9 protein-coding genes are annotated in these 11,510 nt (G+C 40.5%); all 9 read left to right on the forward strand.

The window, feature by feature from the left end; genetic code table 11:
• Positions 1–177: 177 nt before the first annotated feature.
• The 9 genes from ACFSFW_RS08160 (at position 178) to rnr (ending at position 11,440) form a co-directional block, all read left to right on the forward strand.
• The gene (locus ACFSFW_RS08160) at positions 178–1,197 is read left to right on the forward strand and encodes a sugar-binding transcriptional regulator (protein ID WP_309100146.1); all 1,020 of its coding nucleotides are present in this window, start codon (positions 178–180) and stop codon (positions 1,195–1,197) included.
• Positions 1,198–1,245: 48 nt separating this feature from the next.
• The gene (gene gap, locus ACFSFW_RS08165; protein ID WP_099361574.1) at positions 1,246–2,253 is read left to right on the forward strand and encodes a type I glyceraldehyde-3-phosphate dehydrogenase; all 1,008 of its coding nucleotides are present in this window, start codon (positions 1,246–1,248) and stop codon (positions 2,251–2,253) included.
• A gap of 168 nt (positions 2,254–2,421) precedes the next feature.
• Complete coding sequence (locus tag ACFSFW_RS08170; RefSeq protein ID WP_388037006.1) at positions 2,422–3,606, forward strand: phosphoglycerate kinase; 1,185 nt, start codon at positions 2,422–2,424, stop codon at positions 3,604–3,606.
• A 61-nt stretch (positions 3,607–3,667) separates the two neighbouring features.
• A complete protein-coding gene (gene tpiA, locus ACFSFW_RS08175) occupies positions 3,668–4,435 on the forward strand; it encodes a triose-phosphate isomerase (protein ID WP_388037009.1) in 768 nt (255 codons plus the stop codon).
• On the forward strand, positions 4,428–5,963 hold the full coding sequence (gene gpmI / locus ACFSFW_RS08180; RefSeq protein WP_388037012.1) for a 2,3-bisphosphoglycerate-independent phosphoglycerate mutase: 1,536 nt from the start codon (positions 4,428–4,430) through the stop codon (positions 5,961–5,963). Before tpiA ends, gpmI begins: the two co-directional genes overlap by 8 nt.
• Before the next feature lie 69 nt (positions 5,964–6,032).
• Entirely contained in the window at positions 6,033–7,325 is a 1,293-nt protein-coding gene (gene eno, locus ACFSFW_RS08185) for a phosphopyruvate hydratase (RefSeq protein ID WP_304216189.1), read from the forward strand.
• Positions 7,326–7,966: 641 nt separating this feature from the next.
• Positions 7,967–8,200, forward strand: coding sequence for a preprotein translocase subunit SecG (gene secG, locus ACFSFW_RS08190; protein WP_099361817.1), 234 nt, complete (start codon positions 7,967–7,969; stop codon positions 8,198–8,200).
• A gap of 139 nt (positions 8,201–8,339) precedes the next feature.
• Positions 8,340–9,080 carry an alpha/beta hydrolase gene (locus ACFSFW_RS08195; protein ID WP_388037016.1) on the forward strand — a complete coding sequence of 247 codons (741 nt, stop codon included), beginning with the start codon at positions 8,340–8,342 and terminating at the stop codon, positions 9,078–9,080.
• 17 nt (positions 9,081–9,097) lie between these two features.
• A complete protein-coding gene (rnr, locus tag ACFSFW_RS08200; protein ID WP_388037019.1) occupies positions 9,098–11,440 on the forward strand; it encodes a ribonuclease R in 2,343 nt (780 codons plus the stop codon).
• The last annotated feature ends 70 nt before the right edge of the window (positions 11,441–11,510 follow it).

Consider the following 11,510-nt stretch of genomic DNA (forward strand, 5'->3'; position numbering starts at 1 on the left):
CGGCGGATGCCACAGATTTTCAAAGGAAATTTTTCGAGCAAGCACGAAAAAATCTGGGCGCAAATACGCTAAGGTGTATTTGATTTAACGAGTTGTTTTTTTTTACTGTAAGCGGGACATAATATGTCACATCGGGACAAAAGTAGTCCCTTATGGTAAAAAAGGGGAAATGAAATTATGAGTTCGATTATTGAGGTACAACAAAAATTATTACCTGATCTATTAGAGGTTATGCAGAAACGCCATGAGATCCTCAAATACATACGACTTATGCAGCCGATTGGAAGAAGGAATCTTTCTACGAGTCTTGGTCATAGCGAACGTGTCCTCCGCGGTGAAGTTCAATTTTTAAAAGAACAAAACCTTGTTGACTTTAGTACGGCTGGTATGAGCCTAACAAGTGAGGGTGCTGAACTATTAAAAGACCTTGAGGATGTCATGAAGGAAGTTTTAGGTTTACGGGTTTTAGAATCGAAGCTTAAGGAAAAGTTAAATATAAAAGGTGTGATTGTCGTTTCAGGCGATAGTGACACAACTCCTTGGGTGAAAAAAGAAATGGGAAGAGCTTGCGTTTCAAGAATAAAACAAAGGCTTTCTGGAGAAAATATCGTCGCAGTTACTGGTGGTACAACCCTCGTTGAGGTCGCAGAAATGATGACCCCGGATTCGAAAGGGCGAAGTATTTTATTTGTTCCAGCAAGAGGTGGACTAGGAGAACGAGTAGAAAATCAAGCAAATACCATTTGCGCAAAGATGGCCGAAAAAGCTTCTGGTGATTACCGACTCCTCCATGTACCTGATGTTGTGAGCAATGAAGCGTACCATTCCTTTGTGGCCGAACCATCGATTCGGGATGTCCTGAATTTGATTAAATCATCAAGTATGGTTGTTCACGGAATAGGAGACGCTATTACAATGGCTAAGCGGCGTAAAACCGATGAAGAGGACATGAAAAAAATCATTGAATCTCATGCAGTCGCAGAGGCTTTTGGGTATTATTTTGACGAAGATGGGAAAGTGGTCCATCGGGTTCAAACAATTGGCATCCAGCTAGAAGGTCTGAACGCAATTCACGATGTGATTGCCGTAGCTGGTGGAGCTTCGAAGGCAACAGCCATTCAAGCATACTTAAAGCAGGCGCCGGAGACACTGTTAATAACAGATGAAGGTGCAGCGAAAGAGTTAATAAAGGGGTAACCCTTATAATATTTTTCTAGGTTTCACATACAAAAGGAGGAAATCAAAATGGCAGTAAAAGTTGGTATTAATGGTTTTGGACGTATTGGTCGTAACGTATTACGTGCGGCACTAAAAAATCCAAATGTTGAAGTAGTAGCAGTAAACGATTTAACAGATGCAAACATGTTAGCACATCTATTAAAGTATGACTCTGTTCACGGTGTTCTTGATGCAGAAGTATCTGTAAATGGAAATAGCCTTGTTGTTAATGGAAAAGAAATTCTTGTTAAAGCTGAACGTGACCCAGCTCAACTTGCTTGGGGAGACCTAGGTGTTGAAGTTGTTGTTGAATCAACTGGTCGTTTCACTAAGCGTGCTGACGCTGCGAAACACATCGAAGCTGGTGCAAAGAAAGTAATCATTTCTGCTCCTGCAACTGACGAAGACATCACAATCGTTATGGGTGTTAACCATGACAAATATGATGCAGCAAGCCATGACGTAATTTCTAACGCTTCTTGTACAACTAACTGCTTAGCACCATATGCAAAAGTTCTACATGAAAACTTTGGAATTAAGCGTGGTATGATGACAACAATTCACTCATACACAAATGACCAACAAATTCTTGATTTACCACATAAAGATTATCGTCGTGCTCGTGCAGCAGCTGAAAACATCATTCCAACAACTACTGGTGCAGCAAAAGCTGTTTCTCTAGTATTACCTGAATTAAAAGGTAAATTAAATGGTGGCGCTATGCGTGTTCCAACTCCTAACGTGTCACTAGTTGACTTAGTTGCCGAGTTAGATAAAGAAGTAACTGTTGAAGAAATTAACGCAGCACTACGTAAAGCTTCTGAAGAAGAATTAAAAGGAATCATGGGTTATAGTGAAGAACCACTTGTATCTTCTGATTACAATGGTAATGCAAATTCTTCAACTATCGATGCTCTTTCTACAATGGTTATGGAAGGCAACATGGTTAAAGTTATCTCTTGGTATGACAACGAGAGTGGATACTCTCACCGTGTAGTTGACCTTGTAGATTACATCGCATCAAAAGGTCTATAATTTTTACCGTTTGATACTAAAGCAACTGGCACTATAATAGAACTTGTGAAGGGAAGGGAATGTTCCCTTCCCTTTTTGATGTCTATATGAGATGCTAAGTACCGCTAGGATACTTTGTGCTTAGGGCACAGGTTTTTACCAACAATACATAGAACGGAGGCCTTCCCTGTGAATAAGAAGTCAGTTAGAGATATTGATGTGAAAGGCAAGCGAGTTTTTTGTCGAGTTGATTTTAACGTTCCAATGCAAGATGGTCAGGTAACGGATGAGACTCGTATTCGTGCAGCATTACCAACAATCGAGCACCTTCGTAAAGAAGGGGCAAAGGTCATTTTAGCGAGTCACCTTGGTCGTCCAAAAGGCAAAGCTGTTGATGAGCTTCGTTTAGACCCAGTTGCTAAGCGTTTAGGCGAGCACTTAGGTATCGAAGTTCGCAAAACAAATGAAGCATACGGTCCAGAGGTTGAACAAACCATCTCAGAGATGAACGAAGGCGATGTTCTTTTACTTGAAAACGTTCGTTTTTACCCTGGAGAAGAAAAGAATGATCCAGAACTAGCAAAACAATTTGCAGCACTTGCAGATGTATACGTAAACGATGCATTCGGTGCAGCTCACCGTGCACATGCCTCAACAGCTGGTATTGCTGAAAACCTACCAGCAGTAGCTGGTTTCTTAATGGAAAAAGAAATCGAAGTATTAGGTAAAGCACTATCTAACCCTGAGCGTCCTTTCACTGCGATTATTGGTGGAGCGAAAGTTAAGGACAAAATCGGTGTCATCGAAAACCTCTTAGAAAAAGTAGATAACTTAATCATTGGTGGAGGACTTGCTTATACATTCGTAAAAGCTCAAGGTCACGAGATCGGTAAATCTCTTTTAGAGGAAGATAAGATTGATCTTGCTACCCAATTCATGAACAAAGCAAAAGAAAAAGGCGTTAACTTCTATATGCCTGTTGATGTAAAAGTTGCAGATGATTTCTCAAATGATGCAAACACTAAGATTGTTCCAATCGAAGAGATTCCTAGCGATTGGGAAGCACTTGATATTGGGCCAAAAACAGCTGAATTATATAGAGATGTTATTTTAAACTCTAAACTTGTAATTTGGAACGGACCAATGGGTGTATTCGAATTAGATGCATTCGCTAACGGAACAAAAGCCGTGGGTCAAGCACTAGCTGATGCTACTGATACTTACTCAATTATAGGTGGCGGTGACTCTGCAGCAGCAGTTGAGAAATTCGGTCTAGCTGATAAAATGAGCCACATTTCAACTGGTGGTGGAGCATCACTAGAATTCATGGAAGGTAAAGAGCTTCCAGGAGTCGTATTACTTAACGATAAATAAAAAATGGTGCCATCAGGCAAGGCACCTTGTCATATTGTCAACAACGAAAGGGATGGTGAACATGAGAAAGCCAATCATTGCAGGAAACTGGAAAATGAATAAGGTTGTTTCTGAAGCAGTTCATTTTGTAGAAGAAATTAATGGTCTAATTCCATCACCAGAAAAGGTTGATTCTGTTGTTTGTGCGCCAGCACTCTTTTTAGAGCGCCTTGTTGCAAACGTAAAAGAAGGAAACTATGACCTTAAAATTGGTGCGCAAAATATGCATTTTGAAGAAAGCGGAGCATTTACAGGAGAAATTAGCCCTGTAGCATTAAAGGATCTAGGTGTTGACTATGTCATTCTTGGTCACTCTGAGCGCCGTGAAATGTTCGCTGAAACAGATGAGTCAGTGAACCAAAAAACACTTGCAGCATTTGCTCATGGATTAGTTCCAATCGTATGCTGTGGTGAAACATTAGAGCAACGTGAAGCTGGTCAAACAAATGACCTAGTTGGAACACAAATTGAAAAGGCGTTAGCAGGCCTTACAGCAGAACAAGCGAAAGAAGTTGTCATTGCCTATGAACCAATTTGGGCAATCGGAACAGGCAAATCTTCTTCAGCAGAAGATGCTAACGAAGTTTGTGCTCACATCCGTAAAGTAGTAGCTGAACAATTCTCTGCTGACGTAGCAGATGCTGTTCGCATTCAATACGGCGGAAGTGTTAAACCAGAAAACATTAAAGAATACATGGCACAACCAGATATCGATGGTGCTCTAGTTGGTGGAGCTAGTCTTGATGCTTCCTCTTTCGTTAAGCTTTTGGAGGCAGGTAGTAATGAGTAAATCTCCAGTTGCACTAATTATTTTAGATGGTTTTGCTTTTCGCGATGAAGTAAAAGGAAACGCAGTTGCTCAAGCAAACAAACCCAATTTTGATCGCTTTTGGAACCAATACCCACACGCTACTTTACAGGCAAGTGGCGAGGCTGTTGGCTTACCAGAAGGACAAATGGGGAATTCAGAGGTAGGGCACTTAAATATTGGTGCAGGCCGAGTTGTTTACCAAAGCCTAACTCGTGTAAATGTTGCGATTCGCGATCATGAATTTGAGCAAAACGAAACATTCCTTGATGCGATGAAACATGTAAAGGAAAATGGAACTGCACTCCACCTATTCGGTTTATTATCAGATGGTGGTGTACATAGTCACATTGATCATCTATTTGCATTGTTACGACTTGCGGCATCAGAAGGTATTGAAAAAGTATATATTCATGGCTTTTTAGATGGAAGAGACGTCGGTCCTCAAACCGCGAAAACTTATCTGGAACAGCTTGATGGAAAAATAAAAGAATACGGTGTTGGTGAAATCGCAACCTTGTCTGGCCGTTATTATTCAATGGACCGTGACAAACGTTGGGAGCGCGTTGAAAAATCATACCGTTCAATGGTTTACGGGGAAGGTCCTACATATAAAAATGCATTTGAACTTGTCGATGATTCCTATGCAAATGGCATTTACGATGAATTCGTTCTACCATCTGTCCTTGTAAAAGAAGATGGTTCACCTGTTGCAACGATTCAAGACAATGATGCTGTGATATTTTATAATTTTAGACCAGACCGTGCCATCCAAATTTCAAATACGTTTACAAATGAAGACTTCCGTTCATTTGATCGTGGACCAAAGCATCCAAACAAGCTATTCTTTGTGTGCTTAACTCACTTCAGTGAAAGTGTTGATGGATACGTGGCATTCAAGCCAACAAATCTTGATAACACTTTAGGTGAAGTACTTTCACAAAATGGATTAAAACAGCTTCGCATTGCGGAAACTGAAAAATATCCTCACGTAACCTTCTTTATGAGTGGTGGACGTGAAAAGGAATTCCCTGGTGAAACTCGTATTTTAATTAATTCACCAAAGGTGGCAACCTATGACCTAAAGCCAGAAATGAGTGCTTATGAGGTAAGGGATGCACTTTTACAAGAAATTGCTGATGATAAGCATGACGCAATTATCTTAAACTTTGCAAACCCAGATATGGTTGGTCACTCAGGCTTACTTGAGCCAACAATTAAAGCTATTGAAGTAGTAGATGAGTGCTTAGGAGAAGTGGTTGACGCCATTCTTGCAAAAGGTGGAGCAGCCATCATCACAGCTGACCATGGTAACTCTGATGAGGTTGTAACCATTGAAGGCAATCCAATGACTGCACATACTACGAATCCAGTACCTGTGATCGTAACAAAAGAAGGTTTAGCATTACGAGAAGACGGAGTCCTAGGAGACTTAGCACCAACCATGCTTGACCTACTAGGTATTCAAAAATCAGCTGAAATGACTGGAAACAGCTTACTTAAGAAATAAACGTTACTGAATAATTTTACAAGGACGACCTAATAAACTAATTTTTAATCGAAAAGGAGAGATTTTATTATGTCAATTATCATAGATGTATACGCTCGTGAAGTATTAGATTCTCGTGGAAATCCTACAGTTGAAGTTGAAGTATATACGGAGTCCGGCGCATTCGGCCGTGCGTTAGTACCAAGTGGTGCTTCAACTGGTGAATATGAAGCAGTTGAGCTTCGTGATGGCGACAAGAGCCGTTACCTTGGAAAAGGTGTACAAACTGCTGTAAACAATGTAAATGAAATCATTGCTGCAGAAATCATCGGATTCGACGTAACTGACCAAGTTGCAATTGACCGAGCTTTAATCGAGCTAGATGGAACAGAAAACAAAGGTAAATTAGGTGCAAACGCAATTCTTGGTGTATCTATGGCAGCAGCTCGTGCAGCAGCTGACTTCCTTGAAATTCCTTTATACCAATACCTTGGTGGATTCAACTCAAAAACTCTTCCAGTACCAATGATGAACATCATCAATGGTGGAGAGCATGCGGATAACAACGTTGACATCCAAGAATTCATGGTTATGCCTGTTGGTGCAGAAAGCTTCAAAGAAGCACTTCGCATGGGTACTGAAATTTTCCACAACCTTAAAGCAGTATTACAAGCAAAAGGCTTAAACACAGCTGTAGGTGATGAAGGTGGATTCGCTCCAAACCTTGGTTCAAACGAAGAAGCTCTACAAACAATCGTAGAAGCAATCGAAAAAGCTGGTTACAAGCCAGGTGAACAAGTACGTCTTGCAATGGATGCAGCATCTTCTGAGTTCTACAACAAAGAAGACGGTAAATACCATCTTAAAGGAGAAGGTAAAGTTCTATCTTCTGAAGAAATGGTTGCATTCTACGAAGATCTTGTTTCAAAATACCCAATCATCTCTATTGAAGATGGTTTAGACGAAAACGACTGGGAAGGCCACAAACTTTTAACTGAGCGTCTAGGTAAAAAAGTTCAGTTAGTTGGTGACGATCTATTCGTTACAAATACAAAGAAACTTTCTGAAGGTATTGAAAGAGGCGTAGGTAACTCAATCCTTATCAAAGTTAACCAAATCGGTACATTAACTGAAACTTTTGATGCAATCGAAATGGCAAAACGCGCAGGTTACACTGCAGTTATCTCTCACCGTTCTGGTGAAACAGAAGACAGCACAATCGCTGACATCGCAGTTGCTACAAACGCTGGCCAAATCAAGACTGGTGCTCCATCACGTACTGACCGTGTTGCGAAATACAACCAATTACTACGTATTGAAGACAATCTTGGTGAAACAGCTCAATACAACGGATTAGCATCTTTCTATAACTTAAGAGGTTAATCTTATAAAAGGAAAACGACAAGCGCGAGCTTGTCGTTTTTTTTGGTGTATTGCGGTTTTGCGGTTAAACACGCAACCCCGAGAGCGTAAAGAGGTATGGATTATCCTAGGAATTTCTAGATTCGCACCCGCAACGAGCGTAAAGAGGACCGGTGTTTCCTAGAACCTTCCAGATTCGCACCCGCAAAGACCATAAAGAGGATCGGTTTTTCCTAGAAGCTTCCAGATTCACACTCGTTAATTGCGAAAAAAGGTATGAAGTCTCCTATAATAAGTAAAGATGAGTGGAGCAACCAAATCTAACTACTTTTCTTTCTTCGGCTGCTGCTTCTTTTGCTTATCTTGCTGTGTATTTTCACCTAAATAATTTGCTTTGTGTTTTTTCTGTTCTTTTACCATTTCATCAAAATCCCAGTTGATCATTCATCTCATCCCTTTCAAAGTAGTCAACCTTAATATGGACGTTAACAGCCCAAATCATGAAGTGAATCCTTGGAAAAACTACGACAGATCACAATGCCATATGTTGGGTTTGAAAAAAATGTAAAGTCAGAAAATGCAGTATTGTCCACTTTGTGTTTTTATGGTACATTTAAACTAACGTCATATGCGTTCTCGTTCAGGAGGTGTAGTTTTATATGTTGCATGGAGTTCTTGTTACATTATTAGTAATCGTATGTATCGCGTTGATCGTAGTGGTCTTATTACAATCCGGTAAAAGCGCTGGTCTATCTGGAGCTATCTCTGGTGGTGCCGAGCAGTTATTCGGAAAGCAAAAGGCTCGTGGACTTGACGCAGTTTTACACCGAGTTACAGTTGTCCTAGCGGTATTATTCTTTGTTCTTACAATTGCAGTATCATACTTTGAACTATAAAACTATTCAAAAGTAGGTTAGACAGGAGATGTCTAGCCTTTTTTATTGCACATAAAAAGGTCTTTCAGGTACGATAGTAGAATACCGAAAAAACGCGCAAAATAAACATACTGGATATCATCAAAAGGAGTTATACATAATGAAAATCAAATTACCTCAACCTTTCCTATTTGAAGGTGGAGAAAAGGCTGTTTTATTACTACATGGTTTTACCGGGAATTCTGCCGATGTTCGGATGCTTGGCCGCTTCCTTGAGAATAGAGGCTATACCTGTCATGCACCCATCTACAAAGGACATGGTGTCCCACCGGAAGAATTGGTCCATACCGGTCCCGAGGATTGGTGGGAAGACGTCATGAATGGCTACCAGCTTTTAAAAGACAAAGGCTACGAAAATATTGCAGTTGCAGGATTGTCACTTGGTGGGGTATTTTCGCTTAAATTGGGTTACACTGTACCTATAAAAGGGATAGTGACGATGTGTGCGCCAATGTATCTAAAAAGCGAAGAGGTCATGTATGAGGGTGTTGTAGAGTATGCACGGGAATACAAGCGATTTGAAGGGAAATCATCTGAACAAATCGAGCAGGAAATTGAAGCATTCAAGAAAACCCCAATGAATACATTAAAAGCATTGCAAAACCTAATTGCAGAGGTGCGGGACAATGTCGATATGATTTATTCTCCGACTTTTGTTGCACAGGCTCGTCATGACAAAATGATAAATCCTGATAGTGCGAATATTATATATGAAGCAGTTGAAAATGATTTTAAAAAGATTAAATGGTACGAAGAATCAGGACATGTCATTACCCTAGACAAAGAACGTGACCAGCTGCATGAAGATGTGTATGCATTTTTAGAGCAGTTAGATTGGTAACGGGAGGGAAAGAAAAAATGGAACAAGATATCCAAAAACATATCAATCAATTATTGGACTTTATGAAGGAAGAAGCCTACAAGCCCTTAACCGTGCAGGAACTTGAGGAAGCTTTCGGAATCAAAGGTTCGGAGGATTTTAAGGATTTTGTCAAAGCCCTTGTGGTGATGGAAGAACAGGGGTTAGTCGTTCGAACTCGTAGTAATCGCTACGGTCTTCCGGAGAAAATGAACCTTGTCCGCGGAACGCTCACTGGGCATGCGAAAGGTTTTGCATTCGTGATGCCGGAAGATAAGACAATGGATGATGTATTCATTCCACCAAATGAATTAAAAAATGCAATGCATGGAGATACCGTACTTGTTCGAATAAGTACTGAGTCGTCTGGTCAACGAAAAGAAGGTACCGTTGTTCGGATTATTGAACGCGGCGTGAAAACAATTGTAGGTACATATACCGAAAGTAAAAGCTTTGGATTCGTTATTCCCGATGATAAAAAAATTGCAAATGACATCTTCATTCCAAAGCAAGCTTCAAATGGTGCGATAGAGGGACATAAGGTTGTCGTGAAGCTTGTGACCTACCCTGAAGGAAGAATGAGTGCTGAAGGAGAAGTTATTGAAATCTTAGGTCATAAAAATGACCCTGGAATCGATATTCTATCTGTTATCCATAAGCATGGCCTTCCACAGGAATTTCCAAGGGATGTATTAGATCAGGCCAACAATACACCAGATACAATCGATCCAAAAGATCTCGAAGATCGACGCGATTTACGAAATGAAGTCATTGTAACTATCGATGGTGCCGATGCAAAAGACTTGGATGACGCTGTAACAGTTACAAAGCTTGAAAATGGCAATTACAAGCTAGGTGTGCATATCGCTGACGTTACTCATTATGTAACAGAAGGTTCACCTATCGATAAGGAAGCGAGTGACCGTGGAACAAGTATTTATCTTGTCGATCGCGTGATTCCGATGATTCCACATCGTTTATCCAATGGGATTTGTTCATTAAATCCAAAGGTTGACCGTCTAACACTATCCTGTGAGATGGAAGTTGACCAAAACGGTGCTGTTGTTAAACATGACATTTTTCAAAGTGTTATTAAAACAACGGAACGGATGACGTATTCCGATGTGAACAGCATTCTTGCCGACAAAGACGAAGAACTAAGAACACGTTACGAGCCACTAGTGCCAATGTTTGAAGATATGGAGCAACTTGCTGCAATTCTTCGTGAAAAACGAATGAAACGTGGCGCAATTGATTTTGATTTTAAAGAGGCAAAAGTTCTTGTGAATGAAGAAGGCGCACCATATAATGTCGTCTTACGCGAGCGCTCCGTTGGTGAACGATTAATCGAAGAGTTCATGCTACTGGCAAACGAAACGGTTGCAGAGCATTTCCATTGGATGAATGTGCCGTTTATTTACCGAATTCACGAGGATCCAAATGAAGAGAAGTTAAGACGTTTCTTAGAATTCATTACGAACTTTGGCTACCTTGTAAGAGGAGCTGGAAATTCGATTCATCCTCGTGCGCTACAGGAAGTAATTGAGGCAGTTCAGGGTAAGCCTGAGGAAATGGTTGTTTCAACCGTCATGTTGCGTTCAATGAAACAAGCAAAATACGATCCAGAAAGCGTGGGTCACTTTGGATTATCAACTGATTTTTATACCCATTTCACGTCACCAATTCGACGTTATCCAGACTTAATCGTACATCGATTAATCCGAACTTATTTGATTCAAGGTAAGATAGACAATGCCACTCAGGATAAATGGAAGGAAAAACTTCCGGAAATCGCTGAGCATTCCTCCAATATGGAACGTCGCGCTGTAGAAGCTGAACGTGAAACAGATAGCATGAAAAAAGCAGAGTATATGATGGATAAAATCGGTGAGGAATACGATGGCATCATTAGCTCTGTTACAAACTTTGGAATGTTTGTTGAGCTTCCGAATACAATTGAAGGACTTGTTCACGTAAGTTATTTAACAGATGACTATTATCGTTATGACGAAAGAAGTTACGCGATGATTGGAGAACGGACCGGGAATGTATTCCGCATTGGTGATGAAATTACGGTTCGTGTTATCAACGTAAATAAGGATGAGCGTTCTGTTGACTTTGAGGTTGTCGGCATGAAGGGAAGTCGTCGCAAGCTTTCAAAAGAACAACCGAAAATCATCAAGTCCGAAAAAAGAAGTAGCCGTCGTAAGCCAGGTGAAGATGACAAGAAGCGCAGTAGCGAAAAAGACGGTGAATGGTCAACGCGCAAACCTCGTAAGAAAAAGAAGAAGTTTGACAATGTACCACCGCAGAAAAGCAAGAAACGTAAGAAGAGAAGATAACCGAGAGTACTCCACAAGTGTGGAGTGCTTTTTTTATGCTGTACTTCAGAATAGTTAATTTTATGGAACA

Origin of the sequence: Ferdinandcohnia salidurans, from assembly GCF_042680725.1 — a bacterium.
GTDB classification, from domain to species: Bacteria; Bacillota; Bacilli; order Bacillales; family Bacillaceae_L; genus Ferdinandcohnia; species Ferdinandcohnia salidurans.

What these genes read in the sequence shown, in the direction of transcription:
- ACFSFW_RS08160 (WP_309100146.1), top strand. Translation starts at nt 178, where the DNA reads ATGAGTTCGATTATTGAGGTACAACAAAAATTATTACCTGATCTATTA.
- gap (WP_099361574.1), top strand. Translation starts at nt 1,246, where the DNA reads ATGGCAGTAAAAGTTGGTATTAATGGTTTTGGACGTATTGGTCGTAAC.
- tpiA (WP_388037009.1), top strand. Translation starts at nt 3,668, where the DNA reads ATGAGAAAGCCAATCATTGCAGGAAACTGGAAAATGAATAAGGTTGTT.
- gpmI (WP_388037012.1), top strand. Translation starts at nt 4,428, where the DNA reads ATGAGTAAATCTCCAGTTGCACTAATTATTTTAGATGGTTTTGCTTTT.
- eno (WP_304216189.1), top strand. Translation starts at nt 6,033, where the DNA reads ATGTCAATTATCATAGATGTATACGCTCGTGAAGTATTAGATTCTCGT.
- ACFSFW_RS08195 (WP_388037016.1), top strand. Translation starts at nt 8,340, where the DNA reads ATGAAAATCAAATTACCTCAACCTTTCCTATTTGAAGGTGGAGAAAAG.
- rnr (WP_388037019.1), top strand. Translation starts at nt 9,098, where the DNA reads ATGGAACAAGATATCCAAAAACATATCAATCAATTATTGGACTTTATG.